The organism is Cellulomonas triticagri (assembly GCF_003696205.1).
GTDB lineage: Bacteria > Actinomycetota > Actinomycetes > Actinomycetales > Cellulomonadaceae > Cellulomonas > Cellulomonas triticagri.
The window spans coordinates 1-25,617 of record NZ_RFFI01000065.1; the positions used below are offsets into that span (position 1 = coordinate 1).

General features: G+C 74.8%; 20 protein-coding genes and 1 rRNA gene. 2 read left to right on the forward strand and 19 right to left on the reverse strand.

Going from position 1 to position 25,617, the window contains the following annotated elements:
- The 12 genes from EBM89_RS12255 to argC all read right to left on the reverse strand — a co-directional run.
- Positions 1-122: ribosomal RNA gene (locus tag EBM89_RS12255) — 16S ribosomal RNA — on the reverse strand; the annotation flags it as partial.
- Between the two features lie 982 nt (positions 123-1,104).
- The gene (gene tyrS, locus EBM89_RS12260; protein WP_122149713.1) at positions 1,105-2,385 is read right to left on the reverse strand and encodes a tyrosine--tRNA ligase; all 1,281 of its coding nucleotides are present in this window, start codon (positions 2,383-2,385) and stop codon (positions 1,105-1,107) included.
- A 52-nt stretch (positions 2,386-2,437) separates the two neighbouring features.
- On the reverse strand, positions 2,438-3,103 hold the full coding sequence (locus EBM89_RS12265) for a DNA-3-methyladenine glycosylase (protein ID WP_233571711.1): 666 nt from the start codon (positions 3,101-3,103) through the stop codon (positions 2,438-2,440).
- A gap of 152 nt (positions 3,104-3,255) precedes the next feature.
- Positions 3,256-3,864, reverse strand: coding sequence for a nucleoside/nucleotide kinase family protein (locus tag EBM89_RS12270; protein WP_369408651.1), 609 nt, complete (start codon positions 3,862-3,864; stop codon positions 3,256-3,258).
- Between the two features lie 28 nt (positions 3,865-3,892).
- Entirely contained in the window at positions 3,893-5,308 is a 1,416-nt protein-coding gene (gene argH, locus EBM89_RS12275; RefSeq protein WP_122149715.1) for an argininosuccinate lyase, read from the reverse strand.
- The gene (locus tag EBM89_RS12280) at positions 5,301-6,542 is read right to left on the reverse strand and encodes an argininosuccinate synthase (protein WP_122149716.1); all 1,242 of its coding nucleotides are present in this window, start codon (positions 6,540-6,542) and stop codon (positions 5,301-5,303) included. Before EBM89_RS12280 ends, argH begins: the two co-directional genes overlap by 8 nt.
- Positions 6,543-6,593: 51 nt before the next feature.
- Positions 6,594-7,181, reverse strand: coding sequence for an arginine repressor (locus EBM89_RS12285; protein ID WP_122149717.1), 588 nt, complete (start codon positions 7,179-7,181; stop codon positions 6,594-6,596).
- Positions 7,178-8,122 (reverse strand): ornithine carbamoyltransferase, encoded by a 945-nt coding sequence (argF, locus tag EBM89_RS12290; protein ID WP_233571709.1) that lies wholly within the window; start codon positions 8,120-8,122, stop codon positions 7,178-7,180. Before argF ends, EBM89_RS12285 begins: the two co-directional genes overlap by 4 nt.
- Complete coding sequence (locus tag EBM89_RS12295) at positions 8,119-9,411, reverse strand: acetylornithine transaminase (RefSeq protein WP_122149732.1); 1,293 nt, start codon at positions 9,409-9,411, stop codon at positions 8,119-8,121. The genes argF and EBM89_RS12295 overlap by 4 nt, the downstream gene beginning before the upstream one ends.
- Before the next feature lie 15 nt (positions 9,412-9,426).
- Entirely contained in the window at positions 9,427-10,461 is a 1,035-nt protein-coding gene (gene argB, locus EBM89_RS12300) for an acetylglutamate kinase (protein ID WP_122149718.1), read from the reverse strand.
- Positions 10,458-11,621, reverse strand: coding sequence for a bifunctional glutamate N-acetyltransferase/amino-acid acetyltransferase ArgJ (gene argJ, locus EBM89_RS12305; RefSeq protein WP_122149719.1), 1,164 nt, complete (start codon positions 11,619-11,621; stop codon positions 10,458-10,460). The genes argB and argJ overlap by 4 nt, the downstream gene beginning before the upstream one ends.
- Entirely contained in the window at positions 11,618-12,682 is a 1,065-nt protein-coding gene (gene argC, locus EBM89_RS12310) for an N-acetyl-gamma-glutamyl-phosphate reductase (protein ID WP_199732095.1), read from the reverse strand. Before argC ends, argJ begins: the two co-directional genes overlap by 4 nt.
- Positions 12,683-12,783: 101 nt before the next feature.
- On the opposite strand from argC, the gene EBM89_RS12315 reads away from it, so the two are divergent.
- On the forward strand, positions 12,784-13,767 hold the full coding sequence (locus EBM89_RS12315) for a quinone oxidoreductase family protein (RefSeq protein ID WP_122149721.1): 984 nt from the start codon (positions 12,784-12,786) through the stop codon (positions 13,765-13,767).
- Positions 13,764-14,495, forward strand: coding sequence for a DsbA family oxidoreductase (locus EBM89_RS12320; RefSeq protein ID WP_122149722.1), 732 nt, complete (start codon positions 13,764-13,766; stop codon positions 14,493-14,495). The genes EBM89_RS12315 and EBM89_RS12320 overlap by 4 nt, the downstream gene beginning before the upstream one ends.
- A 69-nt stretch (positions 14,496-14,564) precedes the next feature.
- On the opposite strand, the gene EBM89_RS12325 is transcribed toward EBM89_RS12320, so the two are convergent.
- From EBM89_RS12325 to rpmI, 7 genes are all read right to left on the reverse strand, one after another.
- Entirely contained in the window at positions 14,565-18,698 is a 4,134-nt protein-coding gene (locus EBM89_RS12325; RefSeq protein WP_122149723.1) for an ExeM/NucH family extracellular endonuclease, read from the reverse strand.
- Between the two features lie 395 nt (positions 18,699-19,093).
- Positions 19,094-21,676, reverse strand: coding sequence for a phenylalanine--tRNA ligase subunit beta (gene pheT / locus EBM89_RS12330; RefSeq protein WP_122149724.1), 2,583 nt, complete (start codon positions 21,674-21,676; stop codon positions 19,094-19,096).
- Positions 21,676-22,740: a phenylalanine--tRNA ligase subunit alpha gene (gene pheS, locus EBM89_RS12335; RefSeq protein ID WP_122149725.1), complete on the reverse strand. Its 1,065-nt coding sequence runs from the start codon at positions 22,738-22,740 to the stop codon at positions 21,676-21,678. Before pheS ends, pheT begins: the two co-directional genes overlap by 1 nt.
- A 266-nt stretch (positions 22,741-23,006) precedes the next feature.
- A complete protein-coding gene (thpR, locus tag EBM89_RS12340) occupies positions 23,007-23,651 on the reverse strand; it encodes an RNA 2',3'-cyclic phosphodiesterase (protein WP_122149726.1) in 645 nt (214 codons plus the stop codon).
- Positions 23,652-23,691: 40 nt separating this feature from the next.
- Positions 23,692-24,606, reverse strand: a complete 915-nt coding sequence (locus EBM89_RS12345) for a TrmH family RNA methyltransferase (RefSeq protein WP_233571710.1) — start codon at positions 24,604-24,606, stop codon at positions 23,692-23,694.
- Positions 24,607-24,743: 137 nt separating this feature from the next.
- Positions 24,744-25,130, reverse strand: a complete 387-nt coding sequence (gene rplT / locus EBM89_RS12350; protein WP_122149728.1) for a 50S ribosomal protein L20 — start codon at positions 25,128-25,130, stop codon at positions 24,744-24,746.
- 63 nt (positions 25,131-25,193) lie between these two features.
- Complete coding sequence (gene rpmI / locus EBM89_RS12355) at positions 25,194-25,388, reverse strand: 50S ribosomal protein L35 (RefSeq protein ID WP_122149729.1); 195 nt, start codon at positions 25,386-25,388, stop codon at positions 25,194-25,196.
- Positions 25,389-25,617: the final 229 nt, after the last annotated feature.

Sequence of the window (25,617 nt, forward strand, 5' to 3'; positions counted from 1 at the left end):
CTCACGTGTTACTCACCCGTTCGCCACTGATCCACCCAGCAAGCTGGGCTTCACCGTTCGACTTGCATGTGTTAAGCACGCCGCCAGCGTTCGTCCTGAGCCAGAATCAAACTCTCCGTAGATGTCTCCATGGCCTCCACCACCCGAAGGCAGTGGCAAACCGACACACGAAACGGCCACCCCCACGCTGACGAAGGAGCAACCAGTTGAATTCGGCTGTTAACGAGCCGGACCCCGACGGAAGTAGAGGCACCGACTCGATATCAACCAAGAATCCACCACCACGAACCAGCCAACCTCGAACGAGGCGACCAACCCGAGCGATGAACCATCTTGGCATCAACTACTAGGCACACTGTTGAGTTCTCAAAGAACAGACGCGCATCCCCCACCCACCCTCATCAGGCGAGCGGCCGGAGGCCTGTCGATCAATCTACCAGAAGTTCCTGGCCCCGTTTCCGCGCCTTCCGGCGTTTCTCCGTTGCCCTGAACCCTACCAGAGTCATTTCCCGCTCCGTACCGTTCCCGGTATTTCGCGATTCCTGCTCCAGTGCGTTCCTGGTGGCCTTTTCGGGATCATCTCCCGAGCGGGCCTCCGGAACACTACCAGGCTTTCTCCGCGGTTCGCGCCAGGACCTTCGTCCTGGGGAGCCGCTCGGGCCTGGTCCCGGCGCGACGACCGGACGCCGAGGCGTCTGAGGCCGAACCAGGGGGTGGCCGCCTGCGGGACCAGCCACCGGGATCATCCCTGGTGTCCGTTCCTCCCTGCCGGGCGACTCGGAGAACATTACGCGGAGGTTTCGCCCACCGTCAAACCGGCGACCCCGTGGGACCGCCGCACCGCCGAACGCCTCCGGTACCGCTCCTGACCTGCACCGACGGTGCGTCGACGCGGGCCCCTCCCCTGCTCGTCCTCGTCCGCCGCGGGTGCGACGCCGATCACGTCCGACCACGATGCCCTGGGGTCCGGTGCCTCGCAACCCGGGACCGAGCACCGCCGCGCCGCGGATGCGCCGAGGGCGGCCCGCGCACCTCGCGCGGACCGCCCTCGTCCGTCGTCCACGGGATCGACCCCCGCAGTCCCCACCAGGAGGACCGCCGGCGTCAGTCGCCGGTGCCCGGCTCCCCCACGAGCCGCGCCACGGCCAGCGTCCGCTTGCCGCGCCGCAGCACCGCGAACTCGCCGTGCAGCAGGTCGTCGGCGCCGATGACCGCGGCCTCGTCCGTGACCTTGCGGTTGTTCACCGACGCCCCGCCCTCCGCGATGGCCCGCCGGGCCGCGCCCTTGGACGCGACGAGCGTGGTCGCGGCGAGCACGTCCACCACCGCGTCGCCCACCCGCACGTCGGCGCTCGGCAGCTCGGCGACCGCCGCCCGCAGGGTCACCGCGTCGAGCTCGGCGAGGTCGCCGCCCCCGAACAGGGCGCGGCTGGCCGCGATGACCTTGTCCGTCGCGTCTGCGCCGTGCACCAGGGAGGTCACGTCGTAGGCCAGGGCCCGCTGCGCCTCACGGGCAGCAGGTCGCGTGGCGACGGACTCCTCGAGCTCGGCGATCTGCTCGCGGGTACGGAAGGTGAAGACCTTGAGGTAGCCGATCACCTCGGCGTCGTCCACGTTGAGCCAGAACTGGTAGAAGGCGTACGGGCTCATCATCTCGGGGTCGAGCCAGATGGCCCCGCCCTCGGACTTGCCGAACTTGGTGCCGTCCGCCTTGGTGATCAGCGGGGTGGTGAGGGCGTGCACGGACGCGCGCTCGGACTTGCGGATGAGCTCGACGCCGGACAGGAGGTTGCCCCACTGGTCGTTGCCGCCGGTCTGCAGGGTGCAGCCGTGCCGCCGGTGCAGCTCCAGGTAGTCCATGCCCTGCAGGATCTGGTAGCTGAACTCGGTGAACGAGATGCCCTCGTCGCTGGCGAGGCGCCGGGCGACGGTGTCCTTGGCGAGCATGGTGCCGAGGCGGTAGTGCTTGCCGACCTCGCGCAGGAAGTCGATGGCGGTGAGCTCGCCGGTCCAGTCGAGGTTGTTGACCATGCGCGCCGGGTTGTCCCCGTCGAAGTCGAGGAACCGGCTGATCTGCGTCTGCAGGCGCTGCACCCACTCGGCGACGGTGTCCTTGGTGTTGAGGACGCGCTCCCCGGACATGCGGGGGTCGCCGATGAGGCCGGTGGCGCCGCCGACGAGGGCCAGCGGGTGGTGGCCGGCGAGCTGCAGGTGCCGCATGAGCACGAGCTGGACCAGGTGGCCGTGGTGCAGGGACGGCGCGGTGGGGTCGAAGCCCGCGTAGAAGGTCACCGGGCCCTCGTCGAACGCGGCCTTCAGCGCGTCGAGGTCGGTGGTCTGGGAGACGAGCCCGCGCCAGGCGAGCTCGTCGATCAGGTGGGTCACGTCATGCTCCTTGCATCGCGCGGCCGGGCGGCCGCAGCGTCGGCGGGTGGGGTCATGCCGGCGTCGCCCCGCGTGGCGGGCTGCTCCTCGACGCCGGCCGGCGATACGCCGGGCGGAAGGCGGAGACCGTGGGCTCGCCGGTCAGCCAGAGCCGCCACGGGAACCGGCCGGGGTCGCCGCCGTCGCCGGACACGCCGACGCGGGGGCCGGTCGCGTGGGACGGGGTGAGCGCGTCGGGGTCCCGGTGCAGGACGACGCGGCCGTCGGCCTCGGTGACGTCGGTGCCGTTCTCCCGGGTGTCCAGGCCGAGCGCGACGGCGAGCCGGGCGGGGCCGCGGGCGATCTGCCGGTCGGAGTCGACGACGCCCGCGGCGGCCCGCCGGTCGCGCGCGAGGTCGACGCCGGTGACGACCTCCCCCGCGCGCACGAGCACGGCGGACGGCGTCCCGGCGGGGCCGGTCACGACGTTGACGCAGTGGTGCAGGCCGAGGTGCCGGTAGACGTACAGCCGCCCGGGCTCGCCGAACATGACGGCGTTGCGCGCGGTGCGGCCGCGGAAGGCGTGCGACCCGGGGTCGGCGCCGCCCTCGTACGCCTCGACCTCGGTGATCCGGATGGTCACGTCGCCCTCGTCCGACCGCGCGGTGAGGTGCGCGCCGAGCAGGTCGGCGGCCACGGCGAGGACGGGGCGGGCGTACCAGGTGCGGGCGGGCACCAGCCCGGGGCGGTGGTCGTGCCACGGTCCGGCGGGCGGCGGTCCGGCGGGGGTCGCGGTCGTGGCGACGCCTGCGGCGGGCACGTCGTGGGCCGGTGTCCCGGGCACGTCGGTGCCGGGCGCGTCGGGCGCCTCGTCCCCCGGTCCGGCCTGGCTCACCGGGCCATCCTGCCCCATGCGTCCACCCGGAGGTCGGCGCGTCCGCGCGTGCCCTCGCGGGCGTAGTGCGCGGCCTCGTCGCGCATCCAGCGCTCCCAGTGCGGCCGGGCGGCGGCACCGTCGCGTGCGAGCCCGCGCTGCAGCCGGGTGGTGTCGTCGGCCTCGACCCACACGAGCACCCCGACGTCGCCCGCACCGTCGCGGCGGCCGGAGCCGCAGCCCTCCAGCACCAGGACGTCCGGCACGGGGACGTCGACCCAGTCGCCGAACGCCCCGGCGTACCAGTCGTAGCGCTGGAACCGCCCGGGACGACCGCGGCGCAGCGGCTCGAGCACCTGCGAGGCGAGCCGGGGCCACAGGTCGCCGTCGAGGCCGGTCCAGCCGTCGTAGAGGTCGTCCATGTGCAGGACGTGGGCGCGCACCCCGGCGGACACGCAGGCGAGCGCGACGGCTCCGGCGAGCGTGGTCTTCCCGGAGCCCGCGGGACCGTCGACCGCGACGACGCGCACCCGCCCGAGCCGGGGGGCGCGGGACAGCAGCAGGGGCACGACGACGCCGGCGGCGTCCTCGTGCCCCTGCTGGTCCTGCTGCTGCGTGCCGGTCACGCGGCGATCGTGCCAGACCCGCCGGGCGTCACGCGTGGGCGGCGCGCAGCTGCGCGGAACGGGCCGCGGCGCGCTCCAGCTGCTCGGCGACCCGCTCGGGCGCGGTGCCGCCGTGGGCGGACCGCGAGGCGACGGAGCCCTCGACGGAGAGCACCGAGCGCACCTCGGGCGTCAGGTGCGGGGAGATCGCCGCGAGCTCGTCGTCGGTGAGGTCACCCAGCTCGACGGGGGGCTGGTGCTCCTCGCAGGCGCGGACGCAGGCGCCCGCGACCTCGTGGGCGACCCGGAACGGCACGCCCTCGCGCACCAGCCACTCGGCGACGTCGGTCGCGAGCGAGAACCCGCGCGGGGCGAGGGACGCCATCCGCTCGGTGTCGAAGGTCAGCGTCGCCACCATCCCCGCGAACGCGGGCAGCAGGACGGTGAGGGTGTCGACCTGGTCGAACACCGGCTCCTTGTCCTCCTGCAGGTCGCGGTTGTACGCGAGCGGCAGGCCCTTGAGCGTGGCGAGCAGGCCGGTGAGGTCGCCGATCAGCCGCCCGGCCTTGCCGCGCGCGAGCTCCGCGACGTCCGGGTTCTTCTTCTGCGGCATGATGCTCGACCCGGTGGAGTAGGCGTCGTCCAGGCGCACGAAGCCGAACTCGACCGTCGACCAGAGGATGACCTCCTCGGCGAGCCGGGACAGGTCGACACCGAGCATGGCGGACACCCAGGCGAACTCGGCGACGACGTCGCGCGCGGCGGTGCCGTCGATGGAGTTCTCGACGGGTCCGTCGAAGCCGAGCTCGGCGGCGACGGCCGCCGGGTCCAGCCCGAGCGAGGACCCGGCCAGCGCACCGGAGCCGTAGGGCGACACCGCGGCGCGGGCGTCCCAGTCGGCGTAGCGCTCGACGTCGCGCAGCAGCGGCCACGCGTGGGCGAGCAGGTGGTGCGCGAGCAGCACCGGCTGGGCGTGCTGCAGGTGGGTGCGGCCGGGCATGATCGCGTCGCCCGCGGCGCGGGCCTGCGCGACGAGCGCGTCGACGACGTCGAGGGTCAGCCCGACGATCGCCCGGGTCTCGTCCCTCAGATACATCCGCACCAGGGTCGCGATCTGGTCGTTGCGCGACCGCCCGGCGCGCAGCCGCCCGCCGAGGTCCGCGCCCGCGCGCTCGATCAGGCCGCGCTCCAGGGCGCCGTGCACGTCCTCGTCGGACTCGGCGGCCACGAACGCCCCCGAGGTGACGTCGACCCGCAGGCGCTCCAGGGCGTCGAGCATGCCCGCGAGCCCGGCGTCGTCCAGCAGACCCGCGGCGTGCAGGACGCGCGCGTGGGCCTTCGACCCGGCGATGTCCTGCGGCGCGAGCCGCCAGTCGAAGTGCGTGGACTTGGAGAGCACGGCCAGGGCGTCCGACGGGCCGCCGGCGAACCGGCCGCCCCACAGGGTGCCGGCCTGCTCAGGCACCGTCGATCCCGCCCTGCGAGCCGAGGTCCTCGGCGTTGCCGAACTTCACGTCGCGCGCGGCGGCGAGCTTGGACGACAGGCCGTAGATCTCGATGAACCCGCGCGCCGCCGACTGGTCGAACGTGTCGCCCGAGTCGTAGGTGGCGAGGTTGAAGTCGTACAGCGAGGACTCCGAGCGGCGGCCGGTGACCGTCGCGCGGCCGCCGTGCAGGACCATGCGGACGTCGCCGGAGACGTAGCGCTGGGTGTCGTCGATGAAGGTGTCGAGCGACTTCTTCAGCGGGGAGAACCACTGGCCGTCGTAGACGAGCTCGGTCCAGCGCTGCTCGACCTGGCGCTTGAACCGGGCCTGCTCGCGCTCGACGGTGACGTTCTCGAGCTCCTGGTGCGCGGCGATGAGGGCCATCGCGCCGGGGGCCTCGTAGACCTCGCGGGACTTGATGCCCACGAGGCGGTCCTCGACGATGTCGATCCGGCCGACGCCCTGGGCGCCCGCCCGGCGGTTCATCTCCTGGATGGCCTGCAGCGGGGTGACCGGCACGCCGTCGAGGGCGACGGGGACGCCCTGCTGGAACGTGATGACGACCTCGTCGGCGACCGGCGGGAACGTCGGGTCGTCGGTGTAGGTGTAGACGTCCTTGGTCGGCTCGTTCCAGATGTCCTCGAGGAAGCCGGTCTCGACGGCGCGGCCCCACACGTTCTGGTCGATCGAGAACGGGTTGTGCTTGGTGGTCGCGATCGGGAGCTTCTTGCGCTCGGCGAACTCGATGGCCTTGTCGCGGGTGAGCGCGAGGTCGCGCACCGGGGCGAGGCACTTGAGGTCGGGCGCGAGCGAGGTGATGCCGACCTCGAACCGGACCTGGTCGTTGCCCTTGCCGGTGCAGCCGTGCGCGACGGTGGTGGCGCCGAACTGGCGGGCGGCGCGCACCAGGTGCTTGACGATGACCGGGCGGGACAGCGCCGAGACCAGCGGGTACTTGTCCAGGTACAGGCCGTTGGCCCGCAGCGCCGGCATGCAGTACTCCGCGGCGAACTCGTCGCGGGCGTCGGCGACGTACGCCTCGACGGCACCGCAGTCGAGGGCGCGGCGGCGGATGACCTCGAGGTCCTCGCCACCCTGGCCGACGTCGACCGCCACGGCGATCACCTCGGCGCCGGTGGCCTCGGCGATCCAGCCGATGCCCACGGAGGTGTCCAGGCCGCCCGAGTAGGCGAGGACGACGCGCTCAGTCATGTGTCTTCTCTTTCGTGTCTCGTGAGGAGGGTCGGGGTGCGCGGTGCGGCGTCAGCCGGACGCGAGCTCGAGGAACCGGGCGGCGAGCGCCGTGCCCTCGGGGCCGTCGGTGCCCTCGCGGGCGATGACGAGGACGGTGTCGTCCCCGGCGATGGTGCCGAGGACGGACGGCAGGACGGAGTGGTCGATCGCCGAGGCGAGGAACTGCGCGGCGCCGGGCGGCGTGCGCAGCACGACGAGGCTGCCGGACGCCTCGGCGGTGACCAGGAGCTCGGAGCACAGCCGCGCGAGCCGGGCGGCCAGCGCCTCGGCGTCGGCGACCGGGGCGGGCGAGCGGTCACCGCCCTCCCCCGGCACCGCGTAGACCAGCGAGCCCGCGGGCGTGCGGATCTTCACGGCGCCGAGCTCGACCAGGTCCCGGGACAGCGTCGCCTGCGTGACCGTGACGCCCTGGTGGGCGAGCAGGTCGGCGAGCTCGGACTGGGAGTGCACCGCCTGCCGGGACAGCAGGTCGCGGATCAGCGCGTGCCGGGCGGCCTTGGTCGCGGGGACGCGGCCGGTGGTCGTCGCGGGCTCGGCGGCCGGGACCCCGGTGGCGGGAGTGGCCGGCGTGACAGGGGTGGCGGGGGTGCGGGTCACGGTCGCTCCAGCAGCCAGGTGAGCAGCGCCTTCTGGGCGTGCAGCCGGTTCTCGGCCTCGTCCCAGACGACCGACTGCGGGCCGTCGAGGACGTCGGCGGTGATCTCCTTGCCCCGGTAGGCGGGCAGGCAGTGCAGCACGAGCGCGTCGGGCGCGGCGTGCGCGAGGGCGGCGGCGTCGAGCCGGTAGGGCACGAACGGCTGCTCGCGCTCGGCGGCCTCGTCCTCCTGGCCCATCGAGACCCAGGTGTCGGTGGCGACGGCGTCGGCACGGGTGAGCGCGGCGGCGAGGTCGTCGGTCACCTCGACCGAGCCGCCGGTGGTCGCCGCGATGTCCGCCGCCGCCGCGACGACCTCCGCGTCGGGCAGGTACGCCGCCGGGGTGGCGATGCGGACGTGCATCCCGGCGGTCGCCCCGCCGAGCAGGTAGGACTGCGCCATGTTGTTGGAGCCGTCGCCGGTGTACGCCAGCGTCCGGCCGCGCAGGGCCGCGACGCCGCCGCGGTGCTGGGCGATCGTCAGCAGGTCGGCGAGGATCTGGCACGGGTGGAAGTCGTCGGTCAGCGCGTTGACCACCGGGACGCCCGCGTAGGCGGCCATCTCGTCCAGCCGGGCCTGCGCGTGCGTCCGCCACACCACGGCGGCGACCTGCGGGCCGAGGACGCGCGCGGTGTCCGCGATGGACTCCCGCACGCCGATCCTCGCGAGGTTGCCGTCGACCAGCAGCGGGTAGCCACCGAGCTCGGCGACGCCCGTGGTGAAGGACACCTGGGTGCGCAGCGTCGGCTTGTCGAAGATGATCGCGACCGCGCGCGGCCCGGCCAGCGGGCTGCGCAGGTGCCGGTCGGCGCGCAGCGCCAGGCCGAGCTCCAGCACCTCGGCCTGCTCGGCCGGGGTCAGGTCGTCGTCGCGCAGGAAGTGCCGCACGGTGGTGGTGGTCACGGGGTGGCCTCCCCCAGGTCGTGCGGGAGCGCCGCGAGGAAGTCGGTGAACGTCGCGGCCTGCTCGCGGGTCAGCACGTAGGGCGGCGCCATCCGGAGCGTCGTCGGGGTGCACGGGTTGACGACGAACCCGGCGGCGAGCGCGCGGGCGGCGACGTCGGCCGCGACCGGCGCGGTGAGCTCGACGGCGATGAGCAGCCCCTCGCCGCGCACCTCCGCGACCAGCGGGTGGCCGAGCGCCGCGACCTGCTGCCGCCACCACGCGCCGAGGTCGGTCACGTGGGCGAGCAGCCCGTCGCGGTCGATGACGCCGATGGTGGCGAGCGCCGCGGCCGAGGCCACGGGGTTGCCGCCGAAGGTCGTGCCGTGCTGGCCGCGCCCGAGCAGGGTCGCGGCCCGCTCGCCGTACGCGACGACGGCGCCGACGGGGAAGCCGCCGCCGAGGCCCTTGGCGAGGGTGACGACGTCGGGGACGATGCCGCCGCCCAGGTGCGGGTGCTGGTGCGCCAGCCAGGTGCCGGTGCGGCCCATGCCGGTCTGCACCTCGTCGAGCACGAGCAGCGCGCCGTGCGCGGCGGTGAGCTCGCGGGCGAGCGCGAGGTAGCCGGGCGGCAGCGGCCGGACCCCGGCCTCGCCCTGGATGGGCTCGAGCACCACGGCGGCGACGGTCGCGCCGCCGCCGTCGGCGAACGCGGCGCGCAGGGCGTCGGCGTCGCCGAACGGCAGGAACTCGACGCCGCCGGGCAGCGGCTCGAACGGCTCGCGGTAGGCGGCCTTCGAGGTCAGCGCGAGGGCGCCCATGGAGCGGCCGTGGAACCCGCCCTCCAGGGCGAGCACCCGGGTGCGCCGCACGCCGTTCCCCGACTCGTCCAGGCCGGTGTTGCGCCGCGCCATCTTGAACGCGGCCTCGTTGGCCTCGGTGCCGGAGTTGGTGAGGAACACCCGCGAGCCCTCCGGGGCACCCGCGAGGTCGAGCAGCCGCTCGGCCAGGGCGATCTGGGTCGGGCTCGCGAAGAAGTTCGAGATGTGGCCGAGCGTGCCGAGCTGCGCGGAGATCGCGGCGGTCAGCGTCGGGTGCGCGTGGCCGAGGGAGTTCACGGCGATGCCGCCGAGCAGGTCCAGGTACCGGGTGCCGTCGGCGTCCCACACGTACGGGCCCTCGCCGCGGACCAGCACGCGCTGCGGGGCGCCGAACGTGTCCATCAGGGCGTGGCCGTACCGCTGCGTCCAGTGCGCGACGGAGTCGGCGCCGGTCAGGCCCGCCAAGGCGCTGCCCGCGTCGGGGGTCAGGTGCTGCTCGGTCACTCAGCTCACCTCGGGGACGTGGTGGTGCACCGGGATCGCCGGGGCGGCGGGGTGGACGGGTGCCGCCACCTGCGGGATCGGCGCCGTGAACGGCGACGGCGTGGGCTCGTCGTCCGGGAGGACCATCGTGCCGATGCCGTCCGAGGTGAACACCTCGACCAGGATCGAGTGCGCCTGGCGGCCGTCGATGACGTGGGCCCGGCCGACGCCGCCGGTGACGGCACGCCAGCACGCCTCCATCTTCGGGCGCATGCCGGAGTCCAGGGACGGCAGCAGGTCGGCCAGCGCACCGGCGCGGATCCGCCGGGCCAGCGAGGACCGGTCCGGCCACGAGGTGTAGAGGCCCTCGACGTCGGTGAGCACGATGAGCTTGCGGGCCCCGAGCGCGACCGCGAGGGCCGCGGCGGCGGTGTCCGCGTTGACGTTCAGGACCTGGGTGGGGTCGTCGATGTCCGGGGCGACCGTCGACACGACCGGGATGCGGCCCGCGTCGAGCAGGTCGAGCACCGCGCCCGGGTTGACCTCGACGACGTCGCCGACCTGGCCGACGTCGACCTGCTGGCCGTCCACGGTCGCCGTGCGGCGGCGGGCCTGGAGCAGGCCGCCGTCCTCGCCCGACAGGCCGACCGCGTACGGGCCGTGCGCGTTGAGCAGGCCGACGAGCTCGCGGGAGACCTGGCCGGTCAGCACCATGCGGACGACGTCCATCGCCTCGGGGGTGGTGACGCGCAGCCCGCCGCGGAACTCGGACTCGATCCCGAGCCGGTCCAGCATGGCGTTGATCTGCGGGCCTCCGCCGTGCACGACGACGGGGCGCAGGCCGACCTGGCGCAGGAAGACCATGTCCTCGGCGAACGCGCGCTTGAGGTCCTCGTCCACCATGGCGTTGCCGCCGTACTTCACGACGACCAGCGCACCGGCGAACCGCTGCAGCCAGGGCAGCGCCTCGATCAGCACCTCGGCCTTCTGGCCGGGGAACAGGTCGGTCCGGGTGTCGAACGCCGGGTCGTGCGGGGCGGGGGCTTCGTGGCTCATGTGGAGTACGCGCTGTTCTCGTGGACGTAGTCGTGCGTGAGGTCGTTGGTCCAGACGGTCGCGGTGGCCTCGCCCGCGTGCAGGTGGACGTCCACGCGCACCTCGCGGGCGGCGGCCAGGTCGACCAGGTCGCGGGACTCCCCCACGCCGCCGGCCCGGCACACCTGGACGCCGTTGATCGCGACGTCGAGCAGCGCGGCGTCGAACGGGGCGACGTCCTCCGGCACGGTGCCGACCGCGGCGAGCACCCGGCCCCAGTTGGGGTCGTTGCCGAACACGGCGGCCTTGAACAGGTTGGACCGGGTGACCGCGCGGGCCACCGCGACGGCGGCCTCCTCGGTGGTGGCGCCGGTGACCGTGACCGCGATGTCGTGCGAGGCGCCCTCGGCGTCCGCGACGAGCTGCCGGGCGAGGTCGCCGGAGACCTGGGTGACGGCCGCGGCGAGCGCGTCCCGGTCGGGGGTGACGCCGCTGGCGCCGGAGGCCAGCAGCAGCACGGTGTCGTTGGTGGACATGCAGCCGTCGGAGTCCACGCGGTCGAACGTGCTGCGGGTCGCGCCGCGCAGCACCGCCTCGGCGACCTCCGCCGTCACGACGGCGTCGGTGGTGAGCACGACGAGCATCGTCGCCAGGCCGGGAGCGAGCATGCCCGCGCCCTTGGCGATGCCGCCGACCGACCAGCCGTCGCCCGCCGCGGTGGCGGACTTCGGGACGGTGTCGGTGGTCATGATCGCGGTCGCGGCGTCGGCGCCCCCGTCCGGGGACAACGCGGCAGCCGCGCCGTCGATCCCCGCGAGCAGCAGGTCCATCGGCAGCCGCTCCCCGATCAGGCCGGTGGAGCAGACCAGGACGTCGCCCGCGGAGGTGCCCAGGACGTCGGCGACGTGCTCGGCGGTGCGGTGCGTGTCCCCGAAGCCCTCGGGGCCGGTGCACGCGTTGGCGCCGCCCGAGTTCAGGACCACGGCGGTCGCGACGCCGTCGGACACGGCCTGCCGGGACCAGACGACCGGCGCGGCGACGACGCGGTTGGACGTGAACACGCCGGCGGCGACGTGCAGCGGCCCGTCGTTGACGACGAGGGCGACATCGGGCCTGCCCGACGCCTTCAGGCCGGCGGTCACGCCGGCGGCGCGGAACCCGGCGGGGGTCGTGATGGTCACGGGGCGACTCCCTCGGTGGACAGGCCGGTGCGCTCGGGCAGCCCGAGCGCGAGGTTCAGGGACTGCACCGCGGCGCCTGCGGTGCCCTTGACCAGGTTGTCGATGGCGCACACGGCGACGACGCGCCCGGCGGCCTCGTCCACGGCGACCTGGACCAGCGCGGAGTTCACGCCGGTGGTGGCGCCGGACGCGGGCCAGTCGCCCTCCGGCAGCAGCTCCACGAACGGCTCGCCCGCGTAGGCGGTCCGCCAGGCGTCGCGCACCGAGGCCGCGTCGACGCCGGGGGCCAGCGGCGCGGTGACCGTGGCGAGGATGCCCCGGGACATCGGCACCAGCACCGGCGTGAACGACAGCCGGACCGTCGCGGCCCCGGCGACGCCGAGGTTCTGCTGGATCTCCGGGATGTGCCGGTGCGTGCCGCCGACCGCGTACGGCTGCGCAGAGCCCAGCGCCTCGGAGGCGAGCAGGTGCGTCTTGAGCGAGCGGCCCGCGCCGGAGTACCCGTTGGCGAGCACGGCGACGACGTCGCCGGCGTCCACGACGCCCGCGGCGACACCGGGCTGCAGCGCCAGGGTCACGGCGGTGACGTTGCAGCCGGGGACGGCGATCCGCCGGGCGCCCGCGAGCGCCGCGCGCTGCGCCGCCGGGGTGGCCTCGCCCGCGTGCAGCAGCTCGGGCATGCCGTAGGGCCAGGTGCCCGCGTGCTCGGTGCCGTAGAACGCGCGCCACGCGGCGGGGTCGGTGAGCCGGTGGTCCGCGCCGAGGTCGACCACGAGCGCGCCGTCGCCGCGGTCCGCGAGCGCCGCGGCGATCTCGCCGCTGGCGCCGTGCGGCAGGGCGAGGACGACGACGTCGTGCCCGGCGAGCTCGTCGACCGAGGTCGGGGTGAGCACGCGGTCGGCGAGCGAGCGCAGGTGGGGCTGGTGAGCGCCGAGGCGCGTGCCCGCGTTGGCGTGGGCGGTGAGCGCGCCGATCTCGGCGTCGGGGTGGCCCAGCAGGAGCCGCAGGGTCTCGCCGCCGGCGTACCCGGAGGCGCCGGCGATCACGACGGAGAAGGACATGTGCATGACCATACACCCGAGTGCACAGTGATTCATCCGGCGGTCCAGGGCGTGTCGGGCCCGAGCGGAATGCCGGTGGGACGCCCGTCGTTGCTGGTGACATGCTCGCAGTCCTCGCCACCGAGCCCGGTGGCCCCGACGTCCTGGTCCCCGACGAGATCGCCGACCCCCTCCCCGGACCCCGCGACCTGGTCGTGCGGACCGTGGCCGCGGGCGTGAACTTCATCGACACGTACCGGCGCACCGGCGCCTACCCCATGCCGTTCCCGCACGTCCCCGGCACCGAGGGCGCGGGCGTCGTCGAGGCCGTGGGGCGCGAGGTCACCGCGTTCTCGGTCGGCGACCTGGTGGCGTGGGCCTCTGCGCCCTCCTCGTACGCGGAGCTGGTCGTGGTCCCCGAGTCCGTGGCGCTCCCCGTGCCCGACGGCGTGGACCCGCTGGTCGCCGCCGCGCTGCCCCTGCAGGGCATGACCGCGCACTACCTCGTGACGTCGACCTTCCCCGTGCTCGAGGGCCAGGACGTGCTGGTGCACGCCGGGGCGGGCGGCGTGGGCCTGCTGCTCACCCAGCTCGCCGCCGCGCGCGGCGCCCGCGTCATCAGCACGGTCGGCACCCCGGAGAAGGAGGAGCTCGCGCGCGCCGCGGGCGCCGCCGACGTCATCCGGTACACCGAGCTCTCCGACCTCACCGAGGACCTGCCGCCCATCGTGCGCGGGCTCACCCGCGGGCAGGGCGTGCACACCGTCTTCGACGGCGTCGGCAAGGACACCTTCGACGCCTCGCTCGCGTCGCTGCGCCCCCGGGGCGGCCTCGCCCTGTTCGGCGCCGCGTCCGGGCCCGTCCCGCCCGTCGACCCGCAGCGGCTCAACGCCGCCGGGTCCGTGTTCCTCACCCGGCCCACCCTGGGCCACCACACCGCCAGCCACGACGAGCTGACCTGGCGGTCCGGCGAGCTGTTCGCCGCCGTCGCCGCCGGGACGCTCGACGTCCGGATCGGCGCGACCTTCGACCTGCCCGAGGCCGCGGAGGCGCACCGCGCCCTCGAGGGCCGGGCCACCACCGGAAAGGTGCTCCTCACCGCATGAGAGATCTGCAGATCGAGATCTGGTCCGACATCGCCTGCCCCTGGTGCTACATCGGCAAGCGCCGGTTCGCCGCGGCCCTGGCGGGCTTCGAGCACCGCGACCACGTCCGCGTGACGTGGCGCTCGTTCGAGCTGCAGCCCGACGCCGAGCCGTCGAGCGCGCACCCCGGGCTCACCGAGGCGCAGATGCTCTCCGAGCGCAAGGGCCTGCCGCTGGACCAGGTGCAGCAGATGTTCGCGCAGGTGACCTCGGTCGCCGCGTCGGTCGGGCTCGCGTACGACTTCGACCGGGTCGTGCCCGCCAACACCTTCGACGCGCACCGCCTGGTGCACGTCGCCGCCGACCTCGGCGGTGCGGACGCGGCGGCGGACGTCGTGGAGCGGCTGATGAGCGCGCACTTCGAGCACGGCGCGGTCGTGGACGACGTGGACGTCCTGGTCGGCATCGCCGTCGAGGCCGGGCTGGACGGCGACGCCGTGCGCGCGGCGCTGGCGTCCGACGCCGGTGCGGGCGCCGTGCGGGCCGACGAGGCCGAGGCGGCCGCGCTCGGCATCTCCGGGGTGCCGTTCTTCGTCGCCGACCGGAAGATCGGCGTCTCCGGCGCGCAGCCCGTCGAGGTGTTCGCGCAGCTGCTCGACCAGGCGTGGACGACGGCGAACCCGCCGCTGGCGATCCCGACGATCGCGGGCGCCGCGGACGCGGAGGCGTGCGGGCCCGACGGCTGCTGAGCCCCGCCCGCACGCACGACGAAGGGCCCTCCCCCGGATCGCTCCGGGAGAGGGCCCGTCGTCATCCGGTCAGCGCCGGACGGTCACCGTGACCGGGGCGCTCGTGCTGCCCGCGATCGTGTCCGGCTTCGACGGCACGAACGTCGCCGTGTACTCGTGCGCGCCCACCGGGGCGGTGCGCGGCACGGACCCGAGGGCCAGGCCGAGCACCACCGGCGAGCGGCCGATCACCCGGTCGCCCTCGCGGAACTCGACCGTGCCCGACGCGAACCACTGGCCCTCGACCTGCACGCGGGCGAGCAGGACCGTCGGCAGCCAGGTCCCGTAGGACTGCGTGGAGCGCGTCGCCACCAGGTTCGTGCTGGACGGCGTGAGCTCGGGCTCGGGCTCCGCGGCGGCCTCGACCGTCAGCGGCAGCGTCACCGTGGTGCCGCTGGGCGCCGCCAGGAGGGTGAGCACGTGCTCCCCCGCCGCGGTGCCCGCCGGGACGGTGACGGCCACCTGCGCCGCGCCGTCCGTGACCGTCGCCGAGCCGATCGACGCGCCGTCGAGCTGCACGTCGAGCGTGGTGTTCAGCGGCGCGCCCAGGCTGGTGAGGTTCAGCCCGGTGACGGGGAGCGCGAGCTCCTCGCCCGCCACGACGGTCTCCGGCAGGGCCGGGACGCCGACGGCGCGCTCGTCGAACTCCGGCGCCAGGCCCGGGTTGGCCTCCAGGTAGGCGATCCACGCGTCCCGGTCGATGAGACCCGAGTCGGTGGTGCCGGTGCCCTCGGCGAAGACGCGGAAGTTGTCGCCGCCCTGCGCCAGGAAGGAGAACGTGCCGATGCGGTACTCCGCGGCCGGGTCGAGCGGCTCGCCGTCGACCGTGACCGAGGTGATGCGGCTGCCGAGCGGCTGCGCCTCGTCGTACGTGTAGGTCACGTTGTCCGACAGGCCGAGCTGCAGGTACGGGCGGCTCGGGATGGTGCCGTCCGCGTTGGTCTGCCACTGCTGCTCGAGCATCGTGGTGACCTGCTCGCCGGTCAGCGTCGTCGTCCAGAGGTTGTTCACGAACGGCAGGACCGCGTTGGCCTCGGCGTAGGTGATCGTGCCGTCGGGCGCGTAGAGGAGCTCCGCCCGCAGGCCACCGGGGTTGACGACGCCGATCTGCGCGCCGCCGCGGTCGGCGGACGACAGGGTGTCGAGCAGCGAGTCGGCCACCAGGTTGCCGAGCGTGGACTCCTTGGACCGGTCGTCACGGGTGCCGCCGGTGTAGACGCCACCCGTGTAGGCACCGCCCGCGTACGCGGTGGTGATGTCCGCGGTGACCGAGCCCTTGGGCTGGTTGCCGATGACGGCCGCCTCCGCCAGCGCGGCGTCGACGATCGTCTTGACCTCGGCCACCCGCGGGTACTGCGCGACCAGCGCGGCGTCGAGCTCCGCGGCGGTCTGGCCCGCGGCCGGGGCGAGGCGAGCGACGTTCTCGCCCGTCAGGTCCGTGACGGTCTCGGTGGCCGGGTCGTAGGTCAGCGTGACCTTGCCGATGTTCTCGCCGTAGGAGCCGGTCTGGACGATGGGACGGGTCCACTCGCCCTCGGTGTCCGGGGCGGCCGGGCCGTACCAGGCGTACTGCTTGTGGGTGTGGCCGGTGAAGACCACGTCCACGTCGCCCGAGGTGAGCGTCGCGATGTCGGCGAAGGCACCGCCCGCGGCGATCTCCTCCTCCAGCGTGGCGCCGTCCGGGGTCCCGGCGCCCGCGCCCTCGTGGTACTCGGCCACGATGACGTCGGCCTCGCCGTTGGACTCGTCGCCGTCGGACAGCTGCGCCGCGACGCGGTTGACCGCCTCGACCGGGTCGCCGAAGTCCAGGTCGGTGATGCCGCCCGGGCTGACCAGCGTCGGGGTCTCCTGGGTGACCGTGCCGATCACGGCGACGGTGACGCCGTCGACGTCCAGCAGCGCGAACTCGTCGAGCGCCGGGGTCTGCGTGCCCTTGGCGTAGACGTTGGCGCCCAGGATCGGGAACTCGGCGTTGCCGCCGTCGGCGATGACGCGGTCGATCAGGTCCGCGTAGCCGCGGTCGAACTCGTGGTTGCCCACCGCCGACGCGTCGAGGTCGAGGGCGTTCAGCACGTCGATGGTCGGCTGGTCCTCGGCCACCGCCGAGGCGAACAGCGAGGCGCCGATGTTGTCGCCCGCCGACAGGAACAGCGCCGCGCCGCCGGCCTCCTCGGCCGCCGCCCGCTGCTGCTCGACGGTCCCGGCGAACGCGACGGTGTTGGCGTCGATCCGGCCGTGGAAGTCGTTGATGTTCAGCAGGGTGAGGTCGAGCGGGCCGTCCGGCGTCGTGCCGCCGTCGCCGGCCGAGAAGCCGACGAGCACCGGGTCGTGGTCCGAGGACCGGTAGGCGTCGGGCGCGTAGAACAGCGTGCCGTGCGAGTTGTAGCGGCTGTACTCCAGCGCGACCGACTCACCGGCGTTGATGTTCCAGATGTCCGCGCCCGTGGCCCGGTCCAGCGCCGCCTCGTTCAGCAGCACGTGGTCGAGCGAGCCCGACAGGCCCTGGTAGGAGTACGAGTACTCCCCCGCGTCCAGCGCGGTCGCGGCGTCGGTGTAGCCCGCGCCGTACAGCACCTGCAGCGGGTCCTCCTGGGTGTAGGAGTTGAAGTCGCCCAGCAGCGCGACCGCCTCGACGTCGCCCTGGACCGTCGGCACCCAGTCGCGCAGCGCCTCGGCCTGGCGGACCCGGGACTCGTTGGACGCGCCCTGGCCGTCACCGGTGTCGGCGTCGCCCGGCCACGGACCGGCCGAGCCCTTCGACTTGAAGTGGTTGACGACGACGAACAGCTCCTCGCCGCCCTCGACCGGGGCGAACGCCTGGCCGATCGGCTCGCGGGCGTTGCCGAACGCCTGGTCGTCGCCCGACTGCGTGCCGAGCGCGCGGGCGTCGCCCACGGTCTCGACGGCGGCGGTGCGGTAGATCAGCGCGTTGGTGATGCTGTCCTGCCCGGACGCGTCCGGCAGGTCGGCGGACGACGGGACGTAGGCCCAGGTGCCCGCGCCCGCCGCCGCGTTCAGCGCGTCGGTCAGGGTGGCGAGGGCCTCGTCGGCGACGCCGTCCACGGACGCGGAGTTCTCGATCTCCATGAGGCCGACGACGTCCGCGTCGAGGGCGTTGACCGCCGCGACGATCTTGTCCTGCTGGCGGTCCAGGTCCTCGGGGTCCCAGGCGCCGCGCTGCGCGCAGCCCTCGCGGACCGTGACCGGGTCACCCGCGCGGTCGCTGTACGCGACGCAGGACGCGGTGTCGGCACCGAGCGTCGTGAAGTAGTTGAGCACGTTGAACGACGCGACCGTCACGGCCGCGTCGCCCACGCCCTCGGGGGCCGCGGTGCGGTCGTTCTCGAACGTCGCGGGGTAGCCGCCGGGGTTCGCCGCGTCGAGCGGCAGCGTCGGGCTGAGCTTCCACGCGTTGTTCCGGTAGTCCACGACCACCGGGGCGGTGAACTCGGCCGCCGCACCGACGCGCACCGGGTTGTCCAGCGACACGTACGGGGGCGTCAGGCCGGAGTTCGCGGCCGACAGGAAGTTGGTGGAGGCGCCGTCGTCGAGCACGACCGCGCGCGCGGCGTTGTCCGCCACGGCCGCGTCGTACTCCGGGGTGCCGGGTGCGGCGACCTCGGTCGGCTGGACCAGGGGCGTCGTGCCCGACGCGAGGCCGACCTCGCCGTACTGGTTGGTGCTGTACGTGTTGCTCACCGTCAGGTCGCCCGACGGCAGGTAGAGCATGGACTCCAGCGCCTCGCGGCCCGCGGCGTCCGCCGGCCAGGTCCCGGTCACCGGCTCGACGGCGCCCTCGCCGTCGACCGGGACCAGGCCCGCGGCGGAGCCCAGCGTGATCTCGGTGAGGCCCTGGTACTCCGAGACGGCCCCGGTCACCTGGACCAGGTCGCCCGCCGTGACGGTGACCGGCACCGACGGGGAGTACACGAAGACCGCGTCCGACGCGGTGCGCCCGGCGGTGTCGCCGCCGCCCGAGCCCGCCGTCTGGATCACGAACCCGCGGTAGCCGCCGGTCGCGTAGACCGCGGTCACGACACCCGTCGTCGTGACGGTCTGGCCCGCCAGCGGCGACGCGTCGCCCGTGCCCTGGATCTGCGCGATGGAGTGGGTGTCGTCCGCGGCCACCGCGGGGACGGCGGAGATCAGGGATCCCCCGACCATCGCCCCCACCGCGGCGAGGCTCGCGGCCCACCTGGTGCGTGTGCGTACAGCGCTCACCGATCTTCTCCGATCCCCCGGGGCGTCGTGCGCCCGTCAGCCGGCCGCATCACAGTCGTCACACAGCCGTCTGACAACGTATGGGCGGAATGTCCGCTTAGACAAGCACTCCTGGGGGACCCGGAGGTTGCGATCGGGTGAACGCCGCGTCACCCGCTCGGCCGCGCACCCGCCGAGGTCGGGGGAACGCGACGAGGTCGGGACCACCGTTGCCCCGACCTCGTCGCGATGTGCCGACCTCGCGGGTGCCGGCCTCGCGGGTGCCGGCCTGCGCAGCGCGACGGCCCCGCCCGGCCGCCGCGCGAGGCGGGGCCGGACGGGGCCGTCGACGGGTGGTGCTACGCGCGGAGGGTGGCGCCGAAGCGGCGCTCGGCCTCCGCGACGACCGACGCACGGACGGCTGCCGTCTCCTCCGCCGTCAGGGTGCGGTCGGGGGCGCGCAGGCGCAGCGCGAACGCCAGCGACTGCCGCCCCTCGCCGACCTGCTCGCCGGTGTAGACGTCGAACAGCCGCGCGCTCTCCAGCACGTCACCGGCCGGGCTCCCCGCCGCACCGGTGCGGACCGCGTCGAGCACGTCCGCCGCCGCGACGTCGGACGGCACGACCAGCGCGACGTCCTCCTTCGCGACCGGGAACGTCGACACCTCGCGCGCCACGACCTCGCCCCGGGGGGCGGCGGTGAGCAGCACGTCCAGGTCGACCTCGAACGCGCACGCCCGGGCGGGCAGCCCGAGGGCCGTCACGACCTTCGGGTGCAGCTCGCCCGCGTACCCGACCAGCGCGCCGTCCGCGGTGGTGAACCGCGCGCACCGGCCCGGGTGCCACGGCATCCGCTCGGAGTCCGCCTCGACCCGCAGGTCGACCCCGAGGATCTCGCCGAGCAGGCGCACGGCGTCCACCGCGTCGGCGTGGTCGGCGACCCGACCGGAGCCCCACCAGCCGGCGGGCTCGCGCAGACCGGTGAGCACGCCCGCGACCTGGCGCGGCTGGTGCGGGACCGCCGCGCGGATCGCGTCCAGCACGTCCTCCGACGGCCGCGCCGCGACCGGCGGGACCGGGGCGGGCGCGAGGGCGGGACCGGGCTGCGTCACCGCGCTCACCTCGAACAGCGCGAGGTCGCCGACGCCGCGCCCGATGTTGCGGCGCGCCGTGTCCAGCACGGTCACCAGCAGCGACGACCGCAGGTACGGCTGCTCCTCGGACAGCGGGTTCGCCAGGCGCAGCATCCTGCGCCGGGCGTCGTCCGCCGGCAGGGCCAGGGCGTCGAGCTGCGCGGTGCTGACGAACGGGTACGACCACGTCTCGACCCAGCCCGCACCGACCAGCGCGTCCGCGACCCGGCGGCGGCGCCGCTGGGACGGGGTCAGGCCGAGGCCGACGGGCGAGGCGGGCACCACGGACGGGATGGCGTCGTACCCGTGCAGGCGCGCGACCTCCTCGACCAGCGTGACCGGCTCCGTGAGGTCGGGGCGCCAGGTCGGCACGGTGACCGCCACGACCGCGTCCGCCCCGGAGCCCGCGACCTCGCCGACCGTGCAGCCGATCTGCCGCAGGTAGCCGGAGATGGTCGCGACGTCCAGGTCCAGCCCGATCAGCCGCGACGGCAGGGCGACCGGCAGCCGGAGCACCGGCGGCGGGGTGGTCGCGTCGACGTCGGTCAGCACCGGGTCGGGCGTGCCGCCGCCGTGCTCCACCAGCAGCTCGACGACGCGAGCCGCCGCCACGCGGGGCAGCTGCGGGTCCACGCCACGCTCGAACCGCTTCGCGGCCTCGCTCGGGAGCTTGTGCCGACGGGCGGTGCGCGCCACGGTCACGGGGTCGAAGTGCGCGGCCTCGACCAGCACGTCGGTGGTGGTCGCGGACACCTCGGTCTCGGCCCCGCCCATGACGCCGGCCAGGCCGAGGACGCGCCCGGCGTCCGGCCCGTCGGTGATGAGCAGGTCCTCGGCGTCGAGCGCCCGGTCCACCCCGTCCAGGGTGGTGAGCCGCTCCCCCGCCCGGGCACGCCGGACGACGACCGGGCCCTGCAGGGTCGCCAGGTCGTAGGCGTGCAGCGGCTGGCCGAGGTCGAGCATCACGTAGTTCGTGACGTCCACGGCGAGCGAGATCGGGCGCATGCCCGCCTGCGTGAGGCGCTGCTGCATCCAGGACGGCGACGGCGCGGACGCGTCGATGCCGCGCACCACGCGCGCCACGAACCGGTCCGCACCGGGGACGCCGTGGATCGGGGCGTCGTCGCGCAGCTCCACCGGGAAGCCACCCGACGTCGCCAGGCCCTCGTCCGCACCGGCGCGCGGCAGGCCGCGGTCGGTGAACACGGCACCCGTGGCGTGCGCGTACTCGCGGGCCACCCCGCGCATCGCGAAGCAGTAGCCGCGGTCCGGCGTCACGTTGATCTCGAGGACCTCCTCGCCCAGCCCCAGCAGGGCGCGGGCGTCGGTCCCCGGCGCGGCGTCGATCCCGATCTGCGCCAGCACGATGATGCCGTCGTGGTCGTCGCCCAGGCCGAGCTCGCGCGACGAGCAGATCATGCCGTCGGACACGTGGCCGTACGTCTTGCGCGACGCGATGGCGAACGGCCCGGGCAGCACCGTGCCGGGCAGCGCGACGACGACGTGGTCACCGACCTCGAAGTTCTGCGCCCCGCAGACGATGCCGCGCGGCGTGCGCGTGCCGTCCTCGGCCGTGCCGTTGTGGTCGCCCACGTCGACCTGGCACCAGTTGATCGTCTTGCCGTTCTTCTGCGGCTCGGGCACGCGCTCGACGACGCGACCGACCACCAGGGGCCCGGTCACGGCGGCCGGGTGCACGGCCTCCTCCTCGAGCCCGACGCGGACCAGGGCCTCGGCCAGGGTCTCCGCCGTCAGGTCGGCAGGGGTCTCGACGTGCTCGGCGAGCCACGTCAGGGGGATGCGAGGCATCAGATCACCGCCCGGAACTGGGTGGAGAAGCGCACGTCGCCCTCCACCATGTCGTGCATGTCCGCGATCTCGTTGCGGAGCATCAGGGTGCGGTCGATGCCCATGCCGAACGCGAAGCCGGAGTACTCGTCGGGGTCGATCCCCGCCGCCCGCAGGACGTTCGGGTTGACCATGCCGCAGCCGCCCCACTCGATCCAGCCCGGGCCGCCCTTCTTCTGCGGGAACCACAGGTCCATCTCGGCGCTCGGCTCCGTGAACGGGAAGAACGACGGACGCAGGCGGGTGCGGGCGTCCGGGCCGAACATCGCCTTCGCGAAGTGGTCCAGCGTGCCCTTGAGGTGCGCCATCGTCAGGCCCTTGTCGACGGCGAGGCCCTCGACCTGGTGGAAGACGGGCGTGTGCGTCGCGTCGAGCTCGTCGGTGCGGAACACCCGGCCCGGGCACGCGATGTACACCGGCAGGTCGCGCTCCAGCAGGGTGCGGGCCTGCACCGGCGACGTGTGGGTGCGCAGCACCAGGTGCGGGTCCGGCTGACCGTCCGCAGGCGCGACGTAGAAGGTGTCCTGCATCTGCCGCGCGGGGTGGTCCGGCCCGAAGTTCAGGGCGTCGAAGTTGAACCACTCCGCCTCGACCTCGGGACCCTCCGCGATCTCCCAGCCCATCGCCACGAACACGTCGGCGACGCGCTCCTGCAGCACGGTCAGCGGGTGCCGGGCACCCCGGGCGGCGCGGTCGGACGGCAGCGTCACGTCGACGCGCTCCTCGACCAGCACGCGCGCGTCGCGCTCGGCGGCGAGCACCTCCTCGCGCGCGGCGACGGCCGCGTTCAGCCGGCCGCGGGCCTGGCCGACGGTCTTGCCCGCGAGGCCCTTCTCGGCCGGGGCGAGGCCGCCGATGGCACGGTTCGCCAGCGCGAGCGGGCTGCGCTCGCCGGTGTGCGCGAGCCGCGCGGCCTTCAGCGCGTCGAGGTCGCCGGCGGCGGCGACGGCGGCCAGCGCGTCGGCCAGGGCGCGCTCGACGCCCTCGGCGTCGAGGGGGGACAGGGGCGTGTCGGGCGTGGGCATCCGGACCTTCTCTGCAGGCTGCGGGGGTGGCGACCGGGCACCGTCCACGCGGGGCGCGGCGGCACGGTCGACCGACGGACGAGTCTAGTGGCGCCCGCCCCGGGACCTGGGGACCGTCCGCGCGGGCGGACGGGCTGCGCGCCGCGCGTCAGGCGCGGCCGACGAGGGACCCGGGGACGGGCCCGGGAAATCGGCGGCGCGGCGAGGGGGTCACGCCCGCCATGCTGCCACAGGCCGCGGCCGCGCCGCACGGGCGATCTCCGGGGTCAGGCGCCGGGACCCGCGGAGCCGTCGACCCCGAGCGGCCAGGTGCCCAGCGGCCGGTACAGCGGTCCGCCCGCGCGACCCTCGCCCGGCGACGACTCCGCGAGCACCAGGTCCGTCACCGGCCACGCCGGACCCCGGTACACCGCGAGGGCGTGCACCAGCACGTCGCCGACGTCCGGACCCGCGGCGGCGCGGTCCCGGCGCCGGGTGCCGCCGCGCGCAGGCGCGACCCGGCCGAGCGTCACGTGCGGGCGCGAGCGCACCCGGTCGTCCGTGCGGGCGCCGACCTCCTCCCCCGCCTCGCGCGCCGCGGCGACCAGCGCATGCACGGCGTCGAGGTCGCCGGACACCCCCGCCCACAGGGTGCGGTGCGCGAACACCCCCGCGCCGGCGAGCGCGAGGGTGAACGGGGACGACGCCGCCGCGACCTGCGCCAGGTGCTCGGCCAGCGCCTCCGCGCGGCCCTCGCCGACCTCGCCGTAGAACGCCAGGGTGACGTGCCAGTTCTCCGCGGCCGTCCACCGCACGCCCTGCGGGCCGCGCCCGGGCGCGGACTCCGGATCGACGCCCACCGCCGTGGTCAGCGCACCCGCGAGGTGCGCCCGGACGTCCGGGGAGGGCCACAGACCCGCGAAGAGACGCATCACCCCAGCATGCCCGAGGGTGCGAGACCCAGCGCGGCCCTCAGCGGTGCGCGCGAGAGGACGCGTACAGGCACACCGCGGCGGCGGTGCCGAGGTTCAGCGACTCCGCCCGGCCTCGCAACGGCACCCGGACGACGGCGTCGGCGCGGTCACGGTCCTCGGGCGGCAGACCCCAGGCCTCGTTGCCGAACAGCCACGCCGTCGGGGCGCGCAGGTCCGCGGGGCCCTCGGCGGGGGCACCGGTCGCCGCGTCCTGGAGGTCGTCGAGGTCGACGTCGCCCGTGCCGTCCGCCGCGAGGACGGTGATGCCCGCGGCCCGCAGCGCGTCCACGGCGTCGGCGACGGACACGCCCGAGACCACCGGCAGGTGGTAGAGCGAACCCGCGGTGGACCGGACGACCTTCGGGTTCGCGGTCTCCACGCTGTCCCCCGCCACCACGACGGCGTCCGCGCCCGCGGCGTCCGCCACCCGGATCACCGTGCCCGCGTTGCCCGGGTCCCGGACCTGCGCCAGCAGCGCCACCAGGCGGGGGCGGGCGGCGAGCACGGCGTCGAGCGCGTCAGGGCCCAGCGGGCCGAGCGGCGCCTCGTCGCCAGCGCCGCGCCCGGGTGCGCCCGGCAGGTCCGCGACCGCGAGCACGCCCTGGGCGTCGGGCGACATCGCCTCCAGCACCGCGCGCTCCCCGAGGTGCACGTGGAGCCCCGCGGCGGCGGCGTCGGCGACGATCTCGGCGTACCGGTCGGCGGTCTCCGGGGTCAGGTACACGTCCCGGACGACGTCCGGCGTCCACCGCACGGCCTCGCGCACCGCCTGCGGCCCCTCGACCAGGTACCGCCCGGCGCGACGCCGCCCGGACCGGGTGCTCAGCGCACGCACGGCCCGCACGCGGTCGGCCTGCGGGTTGGTCAGCACGGCGCGGGGGTGGGCGGGAGGACCGTCGGGAGTGCGGGACACGGGCCCCATCCTCCCAGGAGCACGGTGCGGCGCCGGACACCGCGCCGGACGCGACGGACCCCCGGGAGCCAGGGGCTCCCGGGGGTCCGGGGTGCGGGCGTGCGCGGCGGGGCCGCGCAGGCGTCACGCGGGGTGCGTCAGGCGGCGGCCTTCGGCGCGTTCACGTCGGCCGGCAGCGCGTCCTTCGCGACCTGCACGAGGGTGTTGAACGCCGCGACGTCGGTGACGGCCAGGTCGGCCAGCACGCGACGGTCCACCTCGACACCCGCGGCCTTGAGGCCCTGGATGAGGCGGTTGTAGGTCAGGCCCTGCTCGCGCGCAGCCGCGTTGATCCGCTGGATCCACAGCTTGCGGAAGTCGCCCTTGCGCGCCTTGCGGTCGCGGTAGGCGTAGACGAGGGAGTGGGTGACCTGCTCCTTGGCCTTGCGGTACAGGCGCGAGCGCTGCCCGCGGTAGCCGCTGGCGCGCTCGAGGGTCGCCCGGCGCTTCTTCTGGGCGTTGACCGCCCGCTTCACGCGTGCCACGTGATGCTCCTTGCTTCGTTATCGGGTCGGCTCAGGTGACCGGGGCGCTCACGCGCCGCGGGGTCACTTGCCGAGCAGCTTCTTGATCTTGGGGGCGTCGGCCGCGGAGACGACCTGGTCCGAGGCGAGACGGCGCGTGCGGCGGCTCGACTTGTGCTCGAGCAGGTGACGACCGTTCGCCTGCTCACGCATGACCTTGCCGCTCCCGGTGATCCGGAAGCGCTTCTTCGCACCGGAGTGCGTCTTGTTCTTCGGCATGGCTGCCGTCTCTCCTTGTCGTCGCATCGCGCCGGGGCGCGACTCGTCCGTCCGGTCCCGGTGGGGTCCGGGCGTGGTGCTGCGGGTCAGGCGTCGGACGCCCCGGTGGACGACTGACCCCGGGGGGCCGGTCGCGCCGCGGGACGCGGGCTCGGTGCCGGACGCGGCGCGGGCCGCGGGGTCGGCGTCGCCGACGGCTTGGGGGCCGCGGCGGGCTTGGGGGTCGCGG

Excerpts from the sequence above, each read along its gene's own strand:
- thpR (WP_122149726.1), bottom strand. The coding sequence starts at position 23,651 with ATGCGTCTCTTCGCGGGTCTGTGGCCCTCCCCGGACGTCCGGGCGCAC.
- EBM89_RS12325 (WP_122149723.1), bottom strand. The coding sequence starts at position 18,698 with ATGGTCGGGGGATCCCTGATCTCCGCCGTCCCCGCGGTGGCCGCGGAC.
- pheS (WP_122149725.1), bottom strand. The coding sequence starts at position 22,740 with ATGCCCACGCCCGACACGCCCCTGTCCCCCCTCGACGCCGAGGGCGTC.
- argC (WP_199732095.1), bottom strand. The coding sequence starts at position 12,682 with ATGTCCTTCTCCGTCGTGATCGCCGGCGCCTCCGGGTACGCCGGCGGC.
- rpmI (WP_122149729.1), bottom strand. The coding sequence starts at position 25,388 with ATGCCGAAGAACAAGACGCACTCCGGTGCGAAGAAGCGCTTCCGGATC.
- EBM89_RS12315 (WP_122149721.1), top strand. The coding sequence starts at position 12,784 with ATGCTCGCAGTCCTCGCCACCGAGCCCGGTGGCCCCGACGTCCTGGTC.
- EBM89_RS12280 (WP_122149716.1), bottom strand. The coding sequence starts at position 6,542 with ATGACTGAGCGCGTCGTCCTCGCCTACTCGGGCGGCCTGGACACCTCC.
- EBM89_RS12320 (WP_122149722.1), top strand. The coding sequence starts at position 13,764 with ATGAGAGATCTGCAGATCGAGATCTGGTCCGACATCGCCTGCCCCTGG.
- argB (WP_122149718.1), bottom strand. The coding sequence starts at position 10,461 with ATGAGCCACGAAGCCCCCGCCCCGCACGACCCGGCGTTCGACACCCGG.
- pheT (WP_122149724.1), bottom strand. The coding sequence starts at position 21,676 with ATGCCTCGCATCCCCCTGACGTGGCTCGCCGAGCACGTCGAGACCCCT.